Below are 22,678 nucleotides of genomic sequence, written 5' to 3' on the forward strand. Positions count from 1 at the left end.
GGATGGCCACACATTGCCCACTTGCAAGGGCGTCGCACACCACCGGCGTTACAAATGAGGTCTCAACTCTTGGCCTTTTCCTGTTCCAGCAACGCCTGGGTCGGCGGCAGGCGTTCGACGATCGCCAGTTTTTCAGGCGTCTGGCGTTCGCGCCAGGCGCGGAAAGCGTCCAGCTCATCGGTCACCTGCTTCATGACCCAGGCCAGCACAGCAATGTCATCGAACATGCCAAGGCCGGGGATAAAGTCGGGGATGGCGTCCAGCGGGCTTAAAAAATACATCAGGCCGGCGACGATGCACAGAATCGCCTTGGGGCTGATGCTGCGGTAGTCGCCGCGCCAGTAGGCCAGGCACAAGGACTGCAACAGGCGCAGATCATCCTTGATGCGCCCCAGCCGGCTGCCTTCGCTGGAGCCTTTACGGGCCACGGCGAACAGTAATGCCGGCAAGCGCCCGGCCGCCAGCAGACGGCGGGCGCCGGGCACGAATCGAAGAAAGGTCCAGGGTGCTTTCATCATTGCTCCGTACAGAACGGTGAAGCCGGGCCGTGCCATATGCTCACAAAGCCTGGTTATGAAGGTTCGATGGCCGTCATGTTATCCACATAAATTGTGGATAACCTTGTGAACAGCCGCTGTTTTCACGCCTGAGCCCCGCGTATTACGGGGCGCGCGCTTAAATCGGGCGTTTTTTACTCACCTGAAAAATCCTGTGAAATCGTTGACTTAGAGCGTTTCAGGTGCAGCTGCCCATGATACTGGGACTCTTTGAACGCACAGGCGTTCGCCCGGATGCAAAAACGCCCTGTCGGGACAGGGCGTTCTGGTCAAGCGTGAAACCTGCGGCCAGGCTTCTTACTTCTTGGCAGGTGCCTGAGCAGGTTCTGCCTCTTCTTCCTCATCCAGCGCACCTGGCAAGCCTGCCGGTGCAGCGGCTGGATCCTTGATGCCCAGCAGTTCCAGGTCAAACACCAGAACCGAGTTGGCAGGGATCAGCGGGCTCGGGCTCTGAGCGCCGTAGGCCAGTTCGCTAGGAATGTAGAGTTTGACCTTCTCGCCCACGTGCATCAGTTGCAGGCCTTCGACCCAACCCGGGATCACGCCGCCGACCGGCAGGTCGATCGGGCTGCCGCGCTCGACGGAACTGTCGAACACCTTGCCATCGATCAGCTTGCCTTCGTAGTGAACGGTCACGACGTCAGACGGCTTTGGCTGCGGGCCATCGGCTTTCTTGACGATTTCGTATTGCAGACCGGAAGCGGTGGTGGTCACGCCAGACTTCTTGGCGTTTTCAGCGAGAAACTTCTTGCCGGCTGCTGCGGCTTCTTCGCTCTGCTTGGCCAGACGCTCTTCAGCGCGCTTTTGCAGCGCCGAGAAGGCTTCTACCAGCTCTTCGTCCTTCAGTTTCTGTTCTTTCTTGCCGACGGCGTCTTCGATACCCAAGGCCACAGCCTTGGAGTCCAGATCGTCCATGCCTTCCTGAGCCAGGCTCTTGCCCATGTTCAGGCCGATGCCGTAGGAAGCTTTCTGGGCCGGGGATTTCAGCTCGACAGTACTGGCCTGTTTGTCACAGCCTGCGAGTACCAAACCGACGAGGGCAATCGCTGCTGCCAACCGATGCTGTTTCATTCTGTTTCCTTGTTCATGCGCCGAAAGGGCAAACGAGTAAAGCCGCGAGCTTATCAGGCCGCCGCGATCAATGGCTACCGGGATCAGAGGCGCAAAACCCCGATAAGTTCAGGTAAACAAAGGTATTCCCGGATCAGCTGCACGCCGTTCAGGACTGGTTCAGATGTCGACCGGCGGCTCGCTGACCTCAACCCGATCCAGTTTGGCAAAACGCGCTACCAGAAAATCGATCAGGCAGCGTACCCGTGCTGAAAGGTGTAATTGCTGAGGATAGACCGCATACACGTCGGCGCGGGTCGGCGTCTGGTCTTCCAGGACCAGGCGCAGCCTGCCGCTGCGCACATATTTGGCAATGTCCCATTCGGCGCGCAACAGGATGCCATAGCCCTCCAGCGCCCAGTTGAGCGCCACTTCGCCATCGTTGCAGCCCAGTGCGCCCTGGACCTTGACGTTCTGCGTGCGCCCGCCGTGGGTGAAGCTCCATACGCCATGCGGCGTTTCGTTCTGACGCAGGAAGATACAATTGTGCTGCACCAGATCGGCCAGGCGCTGCGGCGTGCCGTGCTTTTCCAGGTACAGCGGCGATGCACACAACAGGCGGCGGTTGGAGGCGATCTTGCGCGCATGAAAGGCCGCATCGGGCAAAGTGCCGAAGCGGATGCCCAGATCGAAGCCATGCGCGGTCAGGTCCAGCGGATGGTCGCTGATTTCCAGTTGCACCTGCACTTGCGGCGGGTTGAGGTAGCAGGACGGTGCCCGCTCCCCCTTGACCGATCGTGATCAGTTTTGTGGCGTTGCCGCATCCTGCGCGGCTTGCAGCACGCGCAGCAGGTTTTCGCCCCAGATATTGGCCAGGTCCTTTTCGCTGTAGCCGGCCTTGAGCAACCGCTCGCTGATGCGCGGCAGCAGGCTGACGTCTTCCAGCCCTTCTACCCCGCCACCGCCATCCCAGTCGGCGCCGATGCCGACGTGTTCCGGGCCCACCACCTTGAGGATGTGCAGCAGGTGCTTCATGAACACATCTAGGTCCGGTCTGGGTTGCGGGTAACGCTGCTTGACCGCGGCGATCTCGCCCTGCAAGGCCTTGACCTCGGCAGGGTTCAAGGCCGCCAGGTTGTTGTAGCGGGCATACAGCGGCGCCAGGGCCTTGGCCCGTTCAGGGTTGGGCTTGAGCGGAATCAGGTAATCGCCGTAGCTGTTGACCTGCACCACCCCGCCCCTGGCCGCCAGTTGGCGCAGGCGCTCGTCGTCGAGGTTACGCGGGTGCGGGCTGACCGCCTTGGCGCTGCTGTGCGAGGCAATGATCGGTGCCTTGGACAACGCCAGCACCTGATCGAACACCGCGTCCGAGGCGTGCGACACATCGAGCAGAATCCCCAGGCGGTTGGCCGCCGCCACCAGATCGCGGCCCTTGGGACTCAGGCCGTTCCACTCCGGCAAGGCCGTGGCCGAGTCGGCGATCTCGTTGGTGCTGAAATGCACCAGGCCAAGCATGCGCAAACCCTGGCGGTAGTAGGTCTGCAACAGCGCAGGGTCGGAGCCCAGCGGATCGGCGTTTTCCATGCTGATGAACACCACGCGCTTGCCGGCAGCGGCAATGCGCCGGGCATCGGCCGGGGTCAGGGCCAGCTCGAAGGTATCCGGCGCCCGGCTGATCAGGTCCTTGATCCGCGCCAGTACCGACAACCCATAGTTGCTGGCATAGGCGCGACCGGCTTCGGTGCGCGGCCCCGGCGGCGTGTAGATCACCCAGAAGCCGCCATCGAGTCCACCTTCGATCATGCGCGGCAAGTCGACCTGGCTGCCGTCGTCCTTGTAGCTGTGCCGCTCCAGAATGTCCCAGCCGGGACGCAGGAAATTCAGCGGTGTGTCGAGGTGGCTGTCGAGCACCAGCAGACGCTGATGCAAGGCCTGCGTCGATGGGCTGACCTGATCGTCGGCCACGGCGTTGAATGAGACCAGCAATGCGAGTGCAGCCCACAGGTTAGCAATGCGTTGCATCGGCCGGCCCTTTCGCGAGCTACCGCTCGCTCCTACGAGGAATTCAAGGCCAGACACCGATCCGTAGGAGCGAGCGCAAGCTCGCGAAGAGGCCGAAACAGCCAACACATTTCTCATGCAATGTTCGGTTTTTTTCATGCTCAGAACTCCGCGCTCAGGGTGGTCTGGTAGGTGCGCGGCGAACCCGGTCGATACGACGCCGGGCCACTGGCGGTGCTGAGCATGTAGCCCAGGTAATCCTTGTCGAACAGGTTGTCGATGTTGAAGCGCAGCTTGACGCTCTTGAGCGGCCCGTAATTGACCTGTTCGCCACCCAGGTCGAGGTAAGCGTTGTAAAGGGTGTAGCCGGCCACCGATTCGGTGTTGGTGAAGTTGCTGTAGCGCGAGCCGATGTGCCGCGCCGAAACATTCAGCACCGCCCACGGAAGGATCTCGTAAGTCACGCCGGCCTGGGCCAGCCAGCGCGGGCTGTCAGGGATCTCGTTGTCCTTGATCGCCAGGCCTGCGGCGTTGTCCTTGAAGTGCGCGACGTTGTAGCTGAGGCTGCCGTTGAGCACGACTTTGTCGGCCAGCACCGGCGGTTTCCACTGCCCGCTCAGTTCCGAGCCATAGGCCTCGGCCTTGCCGACGTTCTGGTAGAACGTCTCGGTGGTGGTGCTGCCTGGCACGTTGGCGGCGAAGGCTTGCAGGCGGTTGTCGAACTCGGTGCGGTACAGCGCCCACGACGCATTGAAAGTCGGACGATTGAAGCGGTAGCCGATCTCGTAGTTTTTCGAGGTCTCGGCGGCCGGCGCCGGTACGTTGGGGCTGGCGGCGCGGTACACATCATCGGCGCCGCGCGGCAACGCGAGGTTTTCCGAATACGAGGCAAACACTTGTGAGTTGGCCGTCAGGTCATAGACCACGCCCGCTTGCGGCAAGAAATTGTCGCGCCAGTTGGTGCCCAGTTTCGGCTGGCGGTTGGCGATGTAGTCGCCAGCGTTGCGGTAGCCTTCGACCTCGTAGTCCAGGTCCAGACGCTTGAAGCCGAACTGCAGACGCAGGCGGTCGTCGAGCAGGGTCCAGGTGTCCTTGAGGTGCAGTTGCAGCGAGTCGCGGGTCGAGCTGAAATCGCCCTGCAAATGCACCGGCTCGTTGAGCAAACGGTAACCGGCGGGGCTGCCATCGGTCAGGTTGTAGCGCGCCTGCAAACGGTTGAACACGTCTTTCTCGGCCCACACCCCGGCCTCGATGGCGTGCTGGCCGACCTGCCAGGTGAACCTGCTGCTGGCGCCATAGCGATGCCCGCTCAGCGCCGACAATCCGTACTGGATACCGCGCGGTGCGCTCAGGCCCGGCACCGTGGCCACTTGCGCGTTATGCAGGCCCAGCGAAGTGCTGTAGGCCTCGGGCGAAACACCGAAGCCTTTCTTGTCTTCGTAATAGACGCTGGTGGTGTTTTCCAGGTTGTCGTTGAGCACAAAGTTGCCGGTCAGGCTGTACAGCGTGTCGCGGCGCTGGTTGATCGCGGTCTGGTAATACTGGTTGTAACCGCTGTTGCTGTACTGCACGCCGGGCACCGTTGGCGCCAGGTTCGGCAGTTCGCCGAGGTAGGCGAAATCACGCCCGGAGCGGCCGAAGGCATCGCCTGCCGTACCCTGGTATTGCGCTTTGGTGATGCCCGGCGAGTCGTAGTCGAAGAAGTCGTTGTGGACCACGCGAAACTGCAAGTCGTTGCCATCGCCAAACTGGTAGCGCACCTTGCCTTCCAGGTGCTCACGGTCGATGGTGCCCGGCCCGCGCCACAGGTCACCGTCGATTTTCGAGCGGCTCAGGTAGGCCGACAGACCGTTGTACTCGCCGGTATTGATCTTGATGAAACTGCGCCGCAGGCTGTCGCTGCCCAGCGTGTAGGAGGTGCTGATGCCGGTGTCTCTGGCCGGGTTGACCGACACATAGTCCACATACGGGCCGAGCGAGGTATAGCCCGGCTGCGAGACATCGCCGGCACCGGTCGAGGCGGTCACCCGTTCGGTGTTTTCGTTGTCGACATAGCGGTAGATCGGGCTGCCGCCGAACTGGTCGCTACGCCCCAGCGGCACGCCGTCGATAGAGAAGCCGATCTGCTGGAAGTTGAAGGCGCGCACGAACACCGAGTTACCGAATTCATACAGCCCCAGCGCGTCGTTGACCTGCACGTTGAAGCCGGGCAGCGACTCGAGCATTTTCAGCCCCGAGGTGCCGGCCGGCGCCGAGAGCAGTGCCTGATGCGAGATCGACACAGTGTTGCTGATCCGGTCGGTGCCAATGGCTTCATCGGCCTCGGTCACCCGCGCGCCCACCACCTGAACCTTCTCCAGTTGCGGGTCAGTGCGCTTTTGCACGTCAGCGGCCAGCGCCGCTTCGCCACTGATGCCCAGCAATAACAGATTGCCCAGCCAGAACCTGCCGTGTACTGCTTTGTTCATCGTTCGTCCTTGTCGGCTTCTCACGGGCGCACGAACCCGCGCCAGCGCGGCGGCCAATGCTGGCCGTTACCCCGGAGTCCGAATTGATGTGGGTTAGAGAGCAAACAGGCGGCGCAGCGGCCGCCTGTTCAAAAGGCTCGCGTCAGGCAGTCCTGGCGGCGATGGCTTCGACTTCGATCAGCGCGCCGGGCAGTGGCAGGCCGGCCACTTGCAGGGCGGTGCGCGTTGGTTTGTTGGGCTGTTCTTCCGTGCCGAAAAACTGCGTGTAGCCGGCTTGCAGGCCGGCGAAATCCAGGCGGCCACCGGTTTCTTCGGTGCCCAGCAAAAACACCTTCAAGGACACGATATCGCCCAGGTCGAGGTCTTGCTGACGCAGGATGTTGCGCAGCTTGTTGAACACCGAGACAGTCTGCACTTCGGTGTTGCCATAGGCCGCTGGCGTGCCTGCCGGCGCGCTCGGGTCCGCAACATCCGGCAAGGTGCCGCTGATGAAGATCAGGCTGGCCGAGGCCGGCACGGTGACGGTCTGCGAGATTGGAAAAGTGCCCGCACTGGTGCGTTGAATGCTGTCGCTCATGGTCATGCTCCTTGAAGGTTGTGCGCGTCACGGCGCTCGATTGAGTTGGGTTTCCAGTACGCCGCTGTTGGCAGCCTGGCGTTGCGCGATGACCCGCTGTGCCAGTTCGCTCACCACATGGCGCGCCGAGTTGGCCGCCGATTCCTGCCAGATACCGACGCCGCTCTGCACCAGCCCGTCGCCGGCGAAATACACCCGGCCATGCGCTTCTTCGAGCAAGGCACTGTCTTGAGCCGGGAATTTGTCGCGCTCCAGCCACGGGCCTTCGCTGAAGGGAATCTGCTCCCACGACACCGCCAGCGGATGGCGCAGGTGTTTCGAGTAGCCGGGGTGCAGCAGCTCGACAGCTTGTCTGGAGGCCTGGTATTGCGCCTCGAACGGCTGCTGGCCAAATTCGCGGGCGTCGTCGCCGGTGATGTAGCCGGCCACCAGCAAGCCATCGCGGCTGTTCAAATCGTTGCTCGGGTACCAGAGCAGGCGCGCTTGATGTTCGACCCACGACAGGCCGCCATAAATGCGGTAGTCGGTTTCCCAGAAGCGCGGCGACTGCCAGGCAACCTTGGTGGCCTTGCCGTTCGGGGCGCGCTGCAAGGCGGCTTTGACCGGCTCGCTGAAATCGGTGTCGAGCCGCGCCAGCAACGGCAGCGGCACGGTGGAAATCAGGTAGTCGGCGCGCACCACTTGTTCCAGGCCGCTGCTGTGGTCGTGATAGGTCACGGCCACGCCGTCGTCGCGCTGGCGGATGCTGCGCACTTCGGCGCCAAGCTGCACGTGGTCGCTCACCCGCTGGTAGAACGCATCGGTGATGCGGTCCATGCCGCCCACCGGCTGGAACATGGTGGCCGAGAACTCCGGAAACTCACTGTGCAGCAACGCGCCCCACAGCTCAGGGTGCAGCAGCCGGTCCAGCCCCACCGGAGCCAGGCTGCCCGGCAAGGCACCGGGATGCCGTTCGGACTCCTGATGGCCGGAACGGATGCTGCCCTCATAGGCCAGCTCCTGAGACAGATCACCGTAAACCTGCAGGAACGCCAGCAGCCGGGTGCGCTCCTCACCGCTCAAAACATCGTCCAGCGCATCGCGCTTGACCGCTGTGGCCAGCAAGCCGGCCAGGTGCCCGCGGGTATCGTTGATCGCCTGGCCGACGGTGAATGCCGGCTGATTCAAATCGGGCCGTACCTGGGCGCCGTGGCTGCTGTTAACCAGCACTTCCAGCGGCACGCCCAGTTCGCTGCAATAGTCGAGCAAGGTGCGGTGCTGGCTGGGAATGCGCGCGGGACCGGCGTTGAAATACAGGCCCGGATCGAGCCGCACGGTCTGGCTGCGGCCATCCAGGTAGTCGACCTTGTCGCCATCGCGCAGGGTCCAGGTGCGCCCGCCGACCCGCTGCCGGGCCTCCAGCACCTGCACGCGAAAACCTGCACGGGTCAGCTCCAGCGCCGAGACCAGCCCGGCAATCCCGGCGCCGAGGATCAGCACGCTGGCGCCCTGCCCGGCATTGGCGTCCAGCTTCAAGGGTTGCGGGCGACGGTGCGCCGAAGGCCCGAGGCCCAGCACCGCCAGCGCCTCTTTGACGGCGTTTTCGCCACCGACGGCGGCAATGGTTGAAAGGGCTTCACGTCTTGTCAGTGTCATGTTGTTCTTCCTTGATCAGTCCGGCAGGCCCGGTGGGTTGATCTTCGATTCGCTGATGCGCTCGACGTCCAGGCCCCAGCGCTCCAGCACCTGCGCGTACTGGCCGCCGGCAATCACGCTTTGCAGGGCGGTATGAATCGGCGTGATCAGGCCATTGTCCTTGCGGGTGGTCACGGCAATGTCGGCCTGCAACGGCCAGCCGCCATTGACCACACCGACTCGACGGGTGCCGCCGGTGAGTGCGGCCGAGTACGCGGCGGTGGCGTTGGGGCCGAAGGTGGCGTCGGCGCGCCCGGACTGCACCGCCAGTTGCGCCGAGGCGTTGTCGTCGTAGTACTGCAACAGCGCAGGCTTGATGCCGGCCTTTTCATTGGCCTCGTTCCAGGCCAGCAAGACCTTCTCCTGATTGGTGCCGGAGCCGACGATGATCTTCAGCCCGGCAATGTCCCTGGCCTCCTTGATCTCCTGAATCTTGCTGGTCTTTTTGACGTAGAAGCCCAGCACGTCCTGGCGATAGGTGGCGAAATCAAAGCGCTTCTTGCGCGCCTCGGTGACGGTCACGTTGCTGATCACCACATCGTATTTGCCGGAACTGACGCCCAGCGGCCAGTCTTCCCAGCTGCTTTGCACCACGTTCAATTGCAGGCCGAGGCTGTCGGCGATCAACTGCGCGGTGTCGGCCTCGCTGCCGATGGTGGTCTTGTCGTCCACGGCCAGCAGCGCCAGCGGCGGGCTGGCGGTGCCGGACACCGCCACGGTGAACTTGCCCGGCTGGGCGAACTTGAAGCCTGCCGGAATCTGCGCGATGGCCGCTTCGTTACGCGGCGCATGGACACGTTCGCGGTCGGCGCTGAGATCGAACTTCACGACTTTGACATCGGCCGCGCTTTCGACGGCCAGCGCCTGCTGGGCAAGGCTGACGGCCAGTGCCAGTAGCGCGATGCGGGTGGTGTTGATGAGCGTCATTGATTCATTCCTGTGGATTCACAAAACCTTGCCGAAAAACGCGGCGGTGCGCGGGTGGCGCGGGTGGTTGATGATCTGTTGCGGCGGGCCCTGTTCGATCAGTTGCCCATCGCAGAGGAACACCACGTGGTCGGCCACTTCACGGGCAAAACCGATTTCGTGGGTCACCACCACCAGGGTCACGCCCAGGCTGGCCAGGCTCTTGATCACGTCCAGCACCTCGCCGACCAGTTCAGGGTCCAGCGCCGAGGTCGGCTCATCGAACAGCAGCACCTTGGGCTCCAGCGCCAGGGCCCGGGCAATGGCCACGCGCTGTTGCTGGCCACCGGACAATTCGCGCGGGTAGGCATCGGCCTTGTCGGCCAGCCCCACGCGGGTCAGCAGCTCCAGCGCCTTGCCGGGCGCCTCGGCCTTGCTCCAGCGCTTGTGCGCCAGCGGCGCCTCGGCGATGTTCTGCCCGGCGGTCAGGTGCGGGAACAGGTTGAAGTTCTGGAACACGAAGCCGACTTCGGCACGGCGCTTGAGAATCTCGCGCTCCTTGAGCTCGTAGAGCAGATCGCCCTTGCGCCGGTAACCGACGTAGTCGCCGTCGATGGTGATCAGCCCGTTGTCGATCTTTTCCAGGTGGTTGATGGTGCGCAGCAGGGTCGACTTGCCCGAGCCGGACGGCCCGAGAATCACCGTGACCTTGCCCGGCTCGATGTCCAGGTCGATGTCCTTGAGCACCTCGTGAAGGCCATAGCGCTTGCTCACGCCCTGGATACGAATGTGGCCTGCAGTGGCGGCTTCAGCCATGACGACGCTCCTTGATCCAGTGGCGGACACGCTGCAACGGTGTCGGCGGCAATACCCGGCTGGTGCCGCGGGCGAAATAGCGCTCGATGTAGTACTGCACGATGGTCAGCAGCGTGGTGATGATCAGGTACCAGACCGTGGCCACGATCAGCAGCGGGATCACCGCCTGGGTACGGTTGTAGATAACCTGCACGGTGTAGAACAGCTCTGGCAGGGCCAGCACGTAGACGATCGAGGTGCCCTTGACCAGGCCGATGATTTCGTTGAAACCCGAGGGCAGAATCGAACGTAGCGCCTGCGGCAGAATGATCCGCAGAATCCGCCGGTGCGCCGGCAGCCCGAGTGCCGCCGCCGCTTCATGCTGGCCCTGATCGACGCCCAGAATGCCGCCGCGAATGATTTCGGCGGTGTAGGCCGCCTGCATCAGCGACAGGCCCAGCACCGCCACGGTGAACTGGCTGAGCACATCGACCGTCGACCATTCGGCCAGCACCACACCGGTAAACGGCACGCCGAGGACGATGTGGTCGTAGAGGTAGGCGAAGTTGTAAAGGATGATCAGCACCAGCAACGCCGGCAGCGAGCGGAAGAACCAGATATAGCCCCAGGCCAGCGACGCCAGCAGCGGCGACTTCGACAGCCGCGCCAGCGCCAGCGCAGTGCCGAGCAGGATGCTGAACACCGTGCCCAGCAGGGTCAGCAGCAAGGTCTGGCCCAGGCCGCGCAACACCGAGGGCGCCAGGAACCATTCGGCGAATACGCCCCACTCCCAGCGCGGATTAGTCAGCAGCGAATGGCCGATGGTCAGCAGCACCAGCGCGGCGAACGCGGTGCCGACCCAGCGCCATGGATGGCGTGTCGGCACCACCCGCAGCACCTGGACCGGGGCTCGACTGCGCGAGGCGGTGGCGGAGTAATCCTTGACCTCCTCATGCAGGTCGAAAGGTTTGGCGATGGTAGGCATGTGATGTTCCTCGCAGGCAAAGACGTGTGTCGTTATTGAGCTGGCTTGCTGGTTTCAAGGGTCGTGGTCAGAAGGCGTAACTCAGGCGCGTGTAGTAGTAGCCACCGGTGAATCCGAACGGCGAGTACACGCCCCAGCCGCTGACCATCGTGCTGCTGGGCACGCCTTGTTTCTTGGGATAGACGTCGAACAGGTTCTTGGCGCCGATGGCCAGGTTCAGGTCTTTGGTGATGTCGTAGCCGACGTCCAGGTCGGTGATCCACTTGGCACCGTAGGTGCGGTCCAGGGCGCGGTTATTGGCGTCGTTGACCTCGGTGTATTTGCCGTAGCGGGTCAGGGCCACGTTGACGTTGAAGCGGTCGATGCGCCAGTCACCGCTGAGGATGAACTTGGTCTTGGGCTGCACGCCGTCGATCACGTTGCGGGCCTTGCGGTCCATCAGCGAATAGTCGGTGCCCAGAATGCTGGTGGAGTTCTTGTAGCTGAGGATTTCGGTGTCGTTGTAGTTGAACGCCGCCGTCCAGCGCACCGAGCCATAGCCGTTCAGGTCCTGGCTGAAGTTGCCGACCAGGTCCACACCCTTGGTGCGGGTGTCGGCGCCGTTGATGAAGTACTGGCCGCCGGAGGTCGAGTCGATGCCGTTATTGAGCAGCACCTGAGTGACTTCGCTGCCCAGCAAGGTGTTGGTCAGGGTGATGCGGTCACGCAGGTTGATGACATAGGCGTCGGCGGTCAGGCTGATCCGGTCGGTCGGGGTCAGCGCAACCCCCAGGCTGAAGTTGGTCGAGCGTTCCGGCTTGAGCGATTCGGAGCCCAGAGCCTGAGCGGCACCGGAATCCACCGGCAGCACCCCGTAGTTGATCGACTGGTAGACGCCATCGACCACGCCATAAGTAGTGGAGCGCGCACTGAACAGGCTGTTGGCCAGCGACGGTGCACGGAAGCCGTTGCTCACCGTGGCGCGCACGGCCAATTGCGGGGTGAACTCGTAGCGGGTGGTCAGCTTGCCGCTGCGGGTCGCGCCTACGCCCTGGTTGTAATGCTCATAGCGCAAGGCGGTGCCCACGTACCACTGCGGCGACGGGTTGAAACCCACATCGATGTAGCTGGCCACACTGTTGCGGGTGGCCTTGTCGGTCTGGTCGGGCGCGATGCCGTTGGTGACCTGGGCGCCGGAGGCTGCGCAGTTGCCCGGCGACACGCAATAGCCGCCGTTGGCCCAGGAAGCCCAGTCGCCCTCTTCGACTTCATAGCCGTCGCGGCGATGCTCGAAACCCAGCGACAGGTCGAGCGGCTTGCTCAAGCCGACATCGAAGCCGCGCTTGAAGTCGAGGTTGGTGGTCAGCTCATTGGCGATCCAGGTGCCGGACTTGAACGAGTTCGGCGTGGCCTCGCCCAGCGACGGGTTCTGGTTGTTCCAGGTGCCCTGCTCGGCCTCGTTGCGCCCGTAAGTGGTCGACAGGTCCCAGTCCCACGCGCCGATCTGGCCCTTGCCGCCGAAGGCTGCCTGAAAGTCTTCTTCATCGATGTACCAGGTCGGCACGTAACCACCGGGATAACCGTTGGGGCCGGTACGAATGGTGTTGGTGATGGTCGGCAGGCGGAAGTTCTGGCCCTGTTCGTACTTGCGTTTGGACCAGGTGCTGAACGAGTACAGGGTCAGGTCGTCGCTGACCGGCAGCTCGGCGTTATAGGCCAGCGTTGCCAGGTTGTTCTTCGGCGTGCCGTAGCCGCCGTAGGTGGACTTGCCGGCCAGGTCATAGGCCTGCGCATAGGTGTAGCCGTTGGCGCTGGCCTTGTTGTCGTCGTTCTGGCTGCGCGCATCGAGCGCCAGCTGAATGATGCCGCCGTCGCCGATCTCGAAGCCTTTGTTCAGGCTTTGCTGCACGGTTTGCTTCTTGCCGTCGTAGCCGATACCGGCGTTGGTCACCGAGGCGCCGCTGGTGTCGGCCTTGAGGATCACGTTGACCACGCCGGCAATGGCATCGGAGCCATATTGCGCCGCCGCACCGTCACGCAGTACCTCGACATGGTCGATGGCGCTGATCGGGATCAGGTCCAGATCAGCAGGTGCAGCGCCGGTGTTGATGCCGTTGATGTTCAGGGTCGCGCTGGTGTGGCGGCGTTTGCCGTTGACCAGTACCAGAACTTCGGATGCCGGCAGGCCACGCAGGTTAGGCGCCCGGGCCATGCCGCTGGAGTCCCAGCCGGTCTTTTCCGGCAGGGTCAGCGACGGAATCACCGCGCTCAGGGCTTCCATCAGGCCGGGCTTGCCGGTTTGCTGCAATTGTCTGGCGCTGACCACATCGATCGGCACCGGGCTGCTGGTCACCGTGCGCTGCTCGGCGCCGCGGTTACCGGTCACCACCACGGTGGACAGGGTATCGGCATTGTTGCGCTGCACAGGCTCGACCTCATCGGCCTGCACGGCACCGGCCCATAACAAACCGGTGACAGCCAACGCCAAGGGGCTGAGCGGGAACACCAGGTTCCGTCCTTGCTTGCCCTTGCCCTGAATCACTTGCTCCATATTCACTCCAGAACGGGCGGCGTGTGCCGCCCATGCATCCAAATGACGCAGTCGGGTACGTACGCCATCGTCGTGATAGCGCGTCATCAAAGGTGTGGGGATCGATTGCCGTGCCGGGCGCCGCCGTTACCGTTAAAGGCAAGACGCGCGCAGGCAGGCCTCAGCCGTCAAGGCCGGGTGGCGCGAGGCAATGATGAGCAGGCGGACACTTCTGGAAACGCCGGTCAGGCAGACGGCGTGGGGAACCCGGTTTACGGGATTGAATGTGCAGCATGGATGAAACTCCCTTCCAACACTCCTGCTCAGGGATCTTGGTTGATCACCCTGGCAGACCGCGCAGATTCAGGCGTTTGACCTGATATGCGAGGGTCTGCGGCGCAGGACCTTCTTCATATTGGGTACCATCCTGGGTAAGGGGTAGGCTGTTGAAACCAAACATAACGGAATTCATAAGGCGAATATAATTCTATTTGGCTATAAGCAAATATGAATAGAATTTATCTAAGCCTGCCGGATTAATTCAATAAGGGAATAAAAAGTCGTGAAAATGCCGGCAACCGCACCAGAACAGGGCGTTTGCGGAGGGTAGGAGTGGAATTTTTCAGCACTGCAGAAAGCAAAAAAGCGACCCTGAGGTCGCTTTTCTGTTTGGCTCAGATCGTTCAGTGAACCTGAGCTGAAGATGGCGCAGCGGACGGGACTCGAACCCGCGACCCCCGGCGTGACAGGCCGGTATTCTAACCGACTGAACTACCGCTGCGCATTGCACTGAGATGGTGGGTGATGACGGGATCGAACCGCCGACCCTCTGCTTGTAAGGCAGATGCTCTCCCGGCTGAGCTAATCACCCTTTGTATCTCGGTGCGGCGCGCATCTTACGGCGTGCGTGTTTCGATTGCAAGCTTTTGTATCAATAGATTCGAAAGCCTGATTTCCAGGATGCAGCCCGTGGCTATTCTCGCCGCTGCCGCGCTGCCAAGGGCTGTGCGGGCCACTCACCGACAGGCAGCGCATGGATGGCGCTGTAAATCGTTTCCCGGCAGACTCAACATTCGTTTTCAATTGCCAATGCCTGATGGGTGGCTTCAATGCCCGACGGAGAGGACACGCCCAATGAACTGGAGTGATACAGCGTCTCAAGTCTACGCCTTGAGTAAAAAAGCATTTTCAAACGTTCTGGATGATCATCCTGACGAAAGCTTTTATGCGTTTGCGCTCTATACCGACAGCAGTGCCATGACACTGTGCCTGGCGGCTAACTCACTGGAAAAGCTGACCGAGAAACTTGACGGTGAGGAAGAAGAAGACAAAACAGACGAGGCCGTCGCTTACTTTAAATGGACCTCCTCCGAATGGGCCTATGAGGCGCTTGAAGGTGATGCGTTCGCTGAAATAAATCGTGCCTTGAGAACCGATGAAGAACGGGATGAATTTGATACGTTCATGCAGTCATTGATCAGTTGCATGACCGACGCGCTGGGCTTGCTGGTTAACGAGGGCTTTTTTAAAAGAACCGGCATCATCGGTGAGGCCGTGGTCTTTGTGACGATGACCGACGACGACGCAGCTCAATCCATAGAGAACAATTCTGCCAGCGCATTAAACACTGGTGCCTCACTGCAACTGTTTTTAAACAGATTCTAATCGTGGCGTTTAAATGTCGAGCACCGCGCAGGAGTGGCAATCCATCATGAAGCGTTTTTTGGCATCGACTATAAAGTGCTACGAAGAAGACAGTGTCTTGGTTATTGCCTTGAGTGACACTCCGCAAGGCCTTGCCAATTTCATGATGATGACTCGCCTTGATGATGACGATAACGCTACCGTGGATGAGGGCGTCGGCTTTCAAACAGATCAATCGGAATACGAGATGCCTGCTGCAATCGAAAAGGTCATCTTGCGCCCAGAGAGTCTGGAGGTCGTGGTCAAGCCCGAGTTTTCCGGCTTTTTTGGCGGGTCCCGTGTGCTGGCAGAAATATCGCAAGGAAGTGCTGACTCGGCAGAACAGGTCGGCGTGCTGAAAGATGCATTGCAGCACATGTTCAGAGAAACTCAGGTTGAGCTGGTTATTTAGTGCCGCGTGCGGCGCTTGCAGCCACGGCATTCTCCCCTCGCCTGTCCTGCCTTGGGCATTTGGCAAACCGTGCCCGGTAACTGCGGGTGAAATACGAGGGTGATTCAAACCCGCAGGCAATACTGACTTCCAGCACACTCATGTCGCTCTGGCGCAGCAGTTGCCGGGCCTTTTCCAGACGCAGGCCCAGGTAGAAGTTGCTCGGAGTGTCGTTCAAGTGCAGGCGGAACAACCGCTCCAGCTGGCGCCGGGTGACCTTGATCGCCTCGGCCAGGGCCAGAGTGCTCAGGGGCGGCTCGGTGTGTTGCTCCATCTCGCCGATGACCTGTACCAGCTTCTTGTTATTGATGCCGTAGCGCGTGGCGATCTGCATGCGCTGGTGGTCTTTGCGCGGGCGGATGCGGCCCAGGACAAACTGTTCGGATACCTGGATTGCGAGATCCGGGCCGTGCACCTGGGCAATCAGGTCGAGCATCAGGTCGATGGACGCAGTGCCGCCGGCGCAGGTGATACGCCGCCGGTCGATCTCGAACAATTCCTGGGTCACCGTCAACTGTGGATAGGACTCCTTGAAGGCGTCGATGGCTTCCCAGTGCAAGGTCAGGCGATAGCCGTCGAGCAGGCCCGCTTCGGCCAGTATGCAGGCCCCGGTGTCGATGGCGCCGAGGGTCACGCCATCGCGATCGAGGCGACGCAAGCCGTGTTGCAGCGCGGGCGTGGCGAACTGCAACGGCTCGAAACCGGCGACCACCATCAGGGTCGCGCCTTTTTTCAACAGCTCTGGTTTCAACAGCTCCGGTTGCAAAGACCCCGGTTTCAATGAATCCAGCGCGGCGTCGGCGTTGACCGACATGCCATTGCTCGCCAATACCGCGCCGCCGTCGATGCTCAATATATGCCAGCGGTACAGCTCGCCACGAAAACGGTTGGCCACCCGCAACGGTTCCAGGGCGGAAATGAAGCCAATGGCCGAGAACCCCGGCATCAGCAGGAAATAGAAATTCTGGGGCATGGTGGCGCTCTTGCAGGACGGGCAGCGTGGCCCTGTGATACTCCCGTTCATGGGCGTATTCAAGGGGCTGGTCGCCACAGTGCAAGAGCTAGTCGCCGCTGTGCGTCTGGGCGGCAATAAAGGGACGTAACGTGGCGTCACGGTGCACAAAGACACCGGCCCCCACAATAACGACCTGCCGAGGATCCACCATGAATCGACTGATCAGCCGCTGCGTGCTCGCACTCGGTGCCAGCCTCACCTTGAGCACACAGGTAATGGCAGCAGATGCCGCTTCCTGCCAGAACGTGCGCATGGGCGTGGTGAACTGGACCGATGTCATCGCCACCAGCGCCATGGCCCAGGTATTGCTCGATGGCCTCGGCTACAAGACCAAACAGACCAGCGCTTCGCAGCAAATCATTTTCGCCGGTATCCGCGACCAGCGCCTGGACCTGTTTCTGGGCTACTGGAACCCGCTGATGACCCAGACCATCACCCCGTTCCTCGACGCAGGCCAGGTCAACGTCCTCGATAAACCCAGCCTGGAAGACGCCCGCGCCACCCTCGCCGTGCCGACCTACCTGGCGGACAAGGGCCTGAAAACCTTTGCCGACATCGCCAGATTTGAAAAAGAACTGGGCGGCAAGCTCTACGGCATCGAGCCCGGCTCGGGCGCCAACACCCAGATCAAGGCGATGATCGCCAAGAACCAGTTCGGCCTGGGCAAGTTCCAGTTGGTGGAGTCCAGCGAAGCCGGCATGCTCGCCGCCGTCGACCGCGCGGTACGCCGCAAGGAAGCCGTGGTGTTCTTCGGCTGGGCGCCGCACCCGATGAACATCAATGTCGCCATGACCTACCTCACCGGCAGTGAGGATGCTCTGGGCCCCAACGAAGGCATGGCCACGGTCTGGACAGTGACCTCGCCGGACTATGCGCAACAGTGCCCCAACGTGCACACGCTGCTGAGCAACCTGACGTTCTCGGCCGCCGACGAGAGCCGGATGATGCAGCCGCTGCTCGATCACAAGGACGCCCTCGAATCGGCCAGGCAATGGCTCAAGGATCACCCGCAGGATCAGGCCCGCTGGCTGCAAGGGGTCACCACCTTCGACGGCAAACCGGCGGCGGCCAACCTGCAATTGACCCGTAACTGACCCACCGACAGTCCGTTTTCAATCACTCACTGCTTCGCCGCCAGGACCGGCTGCGAACGGCACCCTCACGCCTGTAAGGAACCGCCTCATGAACCACGACGTCATCATCACCTGCGCACTGACCGGGGCCGGCGACACGAGCGCCAGAAGCCCGCACGTGCCGGTCACGCCCAAGCAAATCGCCGCCGCCGCCGTGGAAGCCGCCAAGGCCGGCGCCACCGTCGTGCATTGCCATGTGCGAGACCCCGAGACCGGCAAATTCAGCCGCGACGTTGCGCTGTACCGCGAAGTGATGGAGCGCATCCGCGAGGCCGACATCGACATCATCGTCAACCTCACCGCCGGCATGGGCGGCGACCTGGAGATCGGCGCCGGCGAAGACCCGATGGCGTTCGGTCCGTGCACCGATCTGGTCGGCCCGCTGACCCGTCTGGCCCACGTCGAAGAACTGCTGCCGGACATCTGCACCCTGGACTGCGGCACCCTGAATTTCGGCGACGGCGACAGCATTTACGTGTCCACACCGGCTCAACTGCGCGCCGGGGCCAGACGCATCCAGGAACTGGGGGTAAAGGCCGAGCTGGAAATCTTCGACACCGGCCACCTGTGGTTCGCCAAACAGATGATCAAGGAAGGTCTGCTCGACAACCCGCTGTTCCAGCTCTGCCTCGGGATCCCATGGGGCGCACCGGCCGACACCACCACCATGAAAGCCATGGTCGACAACCTGCCCGCCGATGCTGTGTGGGCCGGTTTCGGCATCGGGCGCATGCAAATGCCGATGGCGGCGCAAGCCGTGCTGCTGGGCGGCAACGTGCGGGTTGGCCTGGAAGATAACCTGTGGCTGGAAAAGGGCGTGCTGGCGACCAATGGCCAACTGGTGGAACGCGCCAGCGAGATCCTCAGCCGCCTGGGCGCACGCGTCCTGACCCCGGCTGAGGGCCGGGTAAAGATGGGCCTTGGCAAACGCGGCTGACACACGCCCTGACACGCCGCTAAAAGCGGATCGAACCCTTTAGGAAATTGCCATGCGCTTTATCACTGAAATCAAAACCTTCGCGGCCCTGGGCTGCGGTGTCATCGGCAGCGGCTGGGTATCGCGCGCTCTCGCCCACGGCCTGGATGTGATCGCCTGGGACCCGGCACCGGGCGCGGAAGCTATATTGCGCGAACGTGTGGCCAATGCCTGGGAAGCCCTGGAGAAGCAGGGCCTGGCAGCGGGCGCGTCCCAGGACCGCCTGCGCTTTGTCGCCACCATTGAGGAATGCGTGAAAGACGCCGACTTCATCCAGGAGAGCGCACCGGAACGCCTGGAGCTGAAGCTGCAATTGCACAGCCAGATCAGCACAGCGGCCAGGCCCGATGCGTTGATCGGTTCGAGCACCTCCGGGCTGTTGCCCAGCGAGTTCTACGAGCGTGCCATCCACCCTGAACGCTGCGTGGTCGGGCATCCGTTCAACCCGGTTTACCTGCTGCCGCTGGTGGAAGTGGTGGGCGGCCGGCACACCGCGCCAGAGGCAATCCAGGCGGCGATCACGGTGTACGAATCCCTCGGCATGCGCCCGTTGCATGTGCGCAAGGAAGTTCCCGGTTTTATCGCTGACCGTTTACTCGAAGCGCTATGGCGTGAGGCGCTGCACCTGGTGAATGACGGCGTGGCGACCACCGGCGAAATCGACGACGCGATTCGTTTTGGCGCAGGCTTGCGCTGGTCGTTCATGGGCACCTTCCTCACCTACACCCTGGCCGGTGGCGATGCCGGGATGCGGCACTTCATGGCGCAGTTCGGCCCGGCGTTGCAGTTGCCGTGGACCTATTTGCCGGCACCGCCACTGACTGAAAAGCTGATCGACGACGTGGTCGATGGCACCCGCGAGCAGTTGGGCAAGCACAGCATCCCGGCGCTGGAGCGCTACCGTGACGATTGCCTGCTCGCCGTGCTGGAAGCGGTGAAGGTCACCAAAGCCAGGCACGGCATAAGCCTCGCCGAATAACCCGATGTGAAAGCGAGTACCGCCCCATGCCTGCACTGACCACTTACACCACGCGGATCCAGCCTGACTGGGTCGACTACAACGGCCATCTGCGCGACGCGTTCTACCTGCTGATCTTCAGCTACGCCACCGACGCGCTGATGGACACACTGGGGCTGGACAGCGATAACCGCGAAGCCTGCGGCCACTCGCTGTTCACCCTGGAGTTGCACCTGAATTATCTGCACGAGGTAAAAGTCGACGCCGAGGTCGAAGTGCACACCCAACTGATCGCCCACGATACCAAGCGCCTGCACCTGTATCACAGCTTGCATCGGATTGGAGAGGTCAAAGAACTGGCCGGCAATGAGCAGATGCTGTTGCACGTCGACCTCGCCGGCCCGCATTCGGCGCCGTTTACCGAGGCCACGCTGCAACGACTCGCCGCCATCAGTGCTGAGCAGGCCGAGCTGCCAAGGCCCGCCCTGCTGGGTCGGGTCATTGGTTTGCCGGCTAAAAAATAATCGACGAAAAGCAAAAAAGCGACCCGAAGGTCGCTTTCTTGTGTGGCTCAAGTCGTTCAGTGAACTTGAACCGAATATGGCGCAGCGGACGGGACTCGAACCCGCGACCCCCGGCGTGACAGGCCGGTATTCTAACCGACTGAACTACCGCTGCGCGATACACTGAGATGGTGGGTGATGACGGGATCGAACCGCCGACCCTCTGCTTGTAAGGCAGATGCTCTCCCGGCTGAGCTAATCACCCTTGTCTCTCGGTGTGGCGCGCATTCTACGGAGCGGCTTCACCTCTGGCAAGCACTTATTCAAAAAAATTTATAAATTTTCCAAAGACTTAGCGCAGGGTTGGCCCAAGGGGCCCAGGCAGCGAATAATGCCCCCTTTGTAATGGAAAGAGAGACTCACCCCATGTGGTTCAAAAACCTGCTTGTCTATCGCCTTACCCAGGACGTGCCGTTTGATGCCGAGGTGCTGGAAACCGCCCTCGCCACCAAGCCTGCGCGTGCCTGTGCCAGCCAGGAGTTGACCACTTATGGCTTCGTGGCGCCGTTCGGTAAAGGTGAAGACGCGCCTCTGGTGCATGTCAGCCAGGACTTTCTGCTGATCGCCGCACGCAAGGAAGAACGCATCCTGCCAGGCAGCGTGGTGCGCGATGCGGTCAAAGAGAAGATCGACGAGATCGAGGCCGAGCAAATGCGCAAGGTCTATAAAAAGGAACGCGATCAGATCAAGGATGAAATCATCCAGGCCTTCCTGCCGCGCGCCTTTATCCGTCGCTCGGCCACCTTCGCCGCCATTGCGCCCAAGCAAGGCCTGATTCTGGTCAACGCCTCGAGCCCGAAACGCGCCGAAGACCTGCTGTCGACCCTGCGCGAAGTCATAGGCTCGCTGCCAGTGCGTCCGCTGACCGTGAAAGTCGCACCAAGCGCGACGCTGACCGACTGGGTCAAGACCCAGAAAGCCGCCGACAACTTCTTCGTGCTCGACGAGTGCGAGCTGCGCGACACCCACGAAGACGGCGGCATCGTGCGCTGCAAGCGCCAGGACCTGACCGGCGACGAGATTCAGCTGCACCTCAATACCGGCAAGATCGTCACCCAGCTGTCGCTGGCCTGGCAGGACAAGCTGTCGTTCGTGCTGGACGACAAACTGGTGATCAAGCGCCTGAAGTTCGAAGAGCTGTTGCAGGATCAGGCCGAGCAAGACGGCGGCGACGAGGCGCTGGGCCAACTGGACGCCAGCTTCACCTTGATGATGCTGACCTTCGGCGAGTTCCTGCCCGAGCTGTTCGAAGCCCTGGGCGGCGAAGAGATTCCGCAAGGGATCTGATCGACACCGCTGTATGGCGCCGCCTGTGAGGGCGGCGCTTTTCATTGAAAAACAACCATAAGAAGGGATAAGGCCATGCGTGCATTGGCAGCCTTGAGTCGTTTTGTCGGCAACACCTTTGCGTATTGGGTGTTGCTGTTTGCGGTACTGGCGTTTGTGTTTCCGCAGGCCTTTATTGGTCTGAAAGGCTGGATCGTGCCGCTGCTGGGCCTGGTCATGTTCGGCATGGGCCTGACCCTCAAGCTTGAAGATTTCTCTGAAGTGGTGCGCAACCCGTGGCGTGTGGCGCTGGGGGTGGTCGCGCACTTTGTAATCATGCCCGGCGTGGCCTGGGTGTTGTGCCAGATTTTTCACCTGCCGCCGGAAATCGCCGTGGGTGTGATTCTGGTCGGCTGCTGCCCGAGCGGTACGTCGTCGAACGTCATGGCCTGGCTGGCCAAGGGCGATCTGGCGCTGGCCGTGGCCATCGCGGGGGTGACCACCCTGCTCGCCCCGCTGCTGACTCCTGCACTGATCTGGTTCCTGGCCTCGGCCTGGCTGCCGGTCTCGTTCATGGACATGTTCGTCTCGATCCTGCAACTGGTGATGCTGCCGATCGTGCTGGGCGTCCTGGCTCAGCGCCTGCTGGGTGCGCGGGTGACGTATGCGGTGGATGTACTGCCGCTGATCTCGGTGGTCAGCATCGTGATGATCGTCTGCGCGGTGGTCGCCGCCAGTCAGGCGAAAATCGCCGAGTCCGGCCTGCTGATCATGGTCGTGGTGATCCTGCACAACAGCTTCGGCTTCCTGCTCGGCTACTTCACCGGCAAGCTGTTCAAGCTGCGCCTGCCGCAGCGCAAATCGCTGGCGCTTGAGGTCGGCATGCAGAACTCGGGTCTGGGCGCCGCCCTGGCGGCTGCGCACTTCTCGCCACTGGCGGCAGTGCCCAGCGCGCTGTTCAGCGTCTGGCACAACATCTCCGGTGCATTGCTGTCGACGTACTTCCGCAAGATGCCGGAAGAAGAGCCGCAAGCGGCAAGCCCTAAGTCGCAAGCCTGAAGCGGTAACGCCATGGGCCGGCCGCGGGTCGATTCGACCTGGCCGGCCCTAT

Annotated in this window: 19 protein-coding genes, 4 tRNA genes and 1 pseudogene; 8 read left to right on the forward strand and 16 right to left on the reverse strand. The window is 61.9% G+C overall.

Features of this window, described 5'->3' with window-relative positions:
- Positions 1-62: 62 nt before the first annotated feature.
- From ACYAS9_RS24950 to ACYAS9_RS25010, 13 genes and pseudogenes are all read right to left on the reverse strand, one after another.
- Entirely contained in the window at positions 63-515 is a 453-nt protein-coding gene (locus tag ACYAS9_RS24950) for a YkvA family protein (RefSeq protein WP_463571113.1), read from the reverse strand.
- Positions 516-854: 339 nt separating this feature from the next.
- Entirely contained in the window at positions 855-1,628 is a 774-nt protein-coding gene (locus tag ACYAS9_RS24955; protein WP_463571114.1) for an FKBP-type peptidyl-prolyl cis-trans isomerase, read from the reverse strand.
- A 159-nt stretch (positions 1,629-1,787) separates the two neighbouring features.
- Positions 1,788-2,360: pseudogene (locus ACYAS9_RS24960) on the reverse strand (LysR substrate-binding domain-containing protein); the annotation flags it as partial.
- A 48-nt stretch (positions 2,361-2,408) separates the two neighbouring features.
- Positions 2,409-3,629, reverse strand: a complete 1,221-nt coding sequence (locus tag ACYAS9_RS24965; protein ID WP_463571115.1) for a dipeptidase — start codon at positions 3,627-3,629, stop codon at positions 2,409-2,411.
- Positions 3,630-3,769: 140 nt separating this feature from the next.
- The gene (locus tag ACYAS9_RS24970) at positions 3,770-6,076 is read right to left on the reverse strand and encodes a TonB-dependent receptor domain-containing protein (RefSeq protein WP_463571116.1); all 2,307 of its coding nucleotides are present in this window, start codon (positions 6,074-6,076) and stop codon (positions 3,770-3,772) included.
- 142 nt (positions 6,077-6,218) lie between these two features.
- On the reverse strand, positions 6,219-6,653 hold the full coding sequence (locus tag ACYAS9_RS24975) for a RidA family protein (RefSeq protein WP_463571117.1): 435 nt from the start codon (positions 6,651-6,653) through the stop codon (positions 6,219-6,221).
- A gap of 27 nt (positions 6,654-6,680) precedes the next feature.
- Positions 6,681-8,288 carry a flavin monoamine oxidase family protein gene (locus tag ACYAS9_RS24980; RefSeq protein WP_463571118.1) on the reverse strand — a complete coding sequence of 536 codons (1,608 nt, stop codon included), beginning with the start codon at positions 8,286-8,288 and terminating at the stop codon, positions 6,681-6,683.
- A gap of 15 nt (positions 8,289-8,303) precedes the next feature.
- Positions 8,304-9,254: an ABC transporter substrate-binding protein gene (locus tag ACYAS9_RS24985; protein ID WP_463571119.1), complete on the reverse strand. Its 951-nt coding sequence runs from the start codon at positions 9,252-9,254 to the stop codon at positions 8,304-8,306.
- A gap of 18 nt (positions 9,255-9,272) precedes the next feature.
- A complete protein-coding gene (locus ACYAS9_RS24990; RefSeq protein WP_463571120.1) occupies positions 9,273-10,049 on the reverse strand; it encodes an amino acid ABC transporter ATP-binding protein in 777 nt (258 codons plus the stop codon).
- Positions 10,042-11,013, reverse strand: a complete 972-nt coding sequence (locus ACYAS9_RS24995; RefSeq protein WP_463571121.1) for an amino acid ABC transporter permease — start codon at positions 11,011-11,013, stop codon at positions 10,042-10,044. Before ACYAS9_RS24995 ends, ACYAS9_RS24990 begins: the two co-directional genes overlap by 8 nt.
- A 67-nt stretch (positions 11,014-11,080) precedes the next feature.
- The gene (locus ACYAS9_RS25000) at positions 11,081-13,543 is read right to left on the reverse strand and encodes a TonB-dependent receptor plug domain-containing protein (RefSeq protein WP_463571122.1); all 2,463 of its coding nucleotides are present in this window, start codon (positions 13,541-13,543) and stop codon (positions 11,081-11,083) included.
- A 683-nt stretch (positions 13,544-14,226) separates the two neighbouring features.
- Positions 14,227-14,303: transfer RNA gene (locus ACYAS9_RS25005), tRNA-Asp, on the reverse strand.
- 14 nt (positions 14,304-14,317) lie between these two features.
- Positions 14,318-14,393: transfer RNA gene (locus ACYAS9_RS25010), tRNA-Val, on the reverse strand.
- 98 nt (positions 14,394-14,491) lie between these two features.
- On the opposite strand from ACYAS9_RS25010, the gene ACYAS9_RS25015 reads away from it, so the two are divergent.
- Complete coding sequence (locus ACYAS9_RS25015) at positions 14,492-15,187, forward strand: DUF4303 domain-containing protein (RefSeq protein ID WP_463571123.1); 696 nt, start codon at positions 14,492-14,494, stop codon at positions 15,185-15,187.
- A gap of 46 nt (positions 15,188-15,233) precedes the next feature.
- The gene (locus ACYAS9_RS25020; protein WP_463571124.1) at positions 15,234-15,617 is read left to right on the forward strand and encodes a hypothetical protein; all 384 of its coding nucleotides are present in this window, start codon (positions 15,234-15,236) and stop codon (positions 15,615-15,617) included.
- Here ACYAS9_RS25020 and ACYAS9_RS25025 read toward each other — a convergent pair.
- Positions 15,610-16,629 carry a GlxA family transcriptional regulator gene (locus ACYAS9_RS25025; protein ID WP_463571125.1) on the reverse strand — a complete coding sequence of 340 codons (1,020 nt, stop codon included), beginning with the start codon at positions 16,627-16,629 and terminating at the stop codon, positions 15,610-15,612. The two genes, ACYAS9_RS25020 and ACYAS9_RS25025, sit on opposite strands and share 8 nt — an antisense overlap.
- A gap of 191 nt (positions 16,630-16,820) precedes the next feature.
- On the opposite strand from ACYAS9_RS25025, the gene ACYAS9_RS25030 reads away from it, so the two are divergent.
- The 4 genes from ACYAS9_RS25030 to ACYAS9_RS25045 all read left to right on the forward strand — a co-directional run bounded on the left by ACYAS9_RS25030 (position 16,821) and on the right by ACYAS9_RS25045 (position 20,262).
- Positions 16,821-17,765: a choline ABC transporter substrate-binding protein gene (locus ACYAS9_RS25030; RefSeq protein ID WP_463571126.1), complete on the forward strand. Its 945-nt coding sequence runs from the start codon at positions 16,821-16,823 to the stop codon at positions 17,763-17,765.
- 88 nt (positions 17,766-17,853) lie between these two features.
- Positions 17,854-18,741: a 3-dehydrocarnitine:acetyl-CoA trimethylamine transferase CdhC gene (cdhC, locus tag ACYAS9_RS25035; RefSeq protein WP_463571127.1), complete on the forward strand. Its 888-nt coding sequence runs from the start codon at positions 17,854-17,856 to the stop codon at positions 18,739-18,741.
- A gap of 52 nt (positions 18,742-18,793) precedes the next feature.
- Complete coding sequence (locus tag ACYAS9_RS25040; protein WP_463571128.1) at positions 18,794-19,759, forward strand: L-carnitine dehydrogenase; 966 nt, start codon at positions 18,794-18,796, stop codon at positions 19,757-19,759.
- Between the two features lie 26 nt (positions 19,760-19,785).
- Positions 19,786-20,262 carry a thioesterase family protein gene (locus ACYAS9_RS25045; protein WP_463571129.1) on the forward strand — a complete coding sequence of 159 codons (477 nt, stop codon included), beginning with the start codon at positions 19,786-19,788 and terminating at the stop codon, positions 20,260-20,262.
- A 77-nt stretch (positions 20,263-20,339) separates the two neighbouring features.
- Here ACYAS9_RS25045 and ACYAS9_RS25050 read toward each other — a convergent pair.
- Both ACYAS9_RS25050 and ACYAS9_RS25055 read right to left on the reverse strand, forming a co-directional pair.
- A tRNA-Asp gene (locus ACYAS9_RS25050) sits at positions 20,340-20,416 on the reverse strand.
- A 14-nt stretch (positions 20,417-20,430) separates the two neighbouring features.
- A tRNA-Val gene (locus ACYAS9_RS25055) sits at positions 20,431-20,506 on the reverse strand.
- A gap of 161 nt (positions 20,507-20,667) precedes the next feature.
- Between ACYAS9_RS25055 and rdgC the strand changes: the two genes are divergently transcribed.
- Entirely contained in the window at positions 20,668-21,588 is a 921-nt protein-coding gene (gene rdgC, locus ACYAS9_RS25060; RefSeq protein WP_463571130.1) for a recombination-associated protein RdgC, read from the forward strand.
- A gap of 75 nt (positions 21,589-21,663) precedes the next feature.
- On the forward strand, positions 21,664-22,626 hold the full coding sequence (locus ACYAS9_RS25065; protein ID WP_463571131.1) for a bile acid:sodium symporter family protein: 963 nt from the start codon (positions 21,664-21,666) through the stop codon (positions 22,624-22,626).
- Positions 22,627-22,678: the final 52 nt, after the last annotated feature.

The organism is Pseudomonas sp. HP_08, assembly GCF_055284095.1.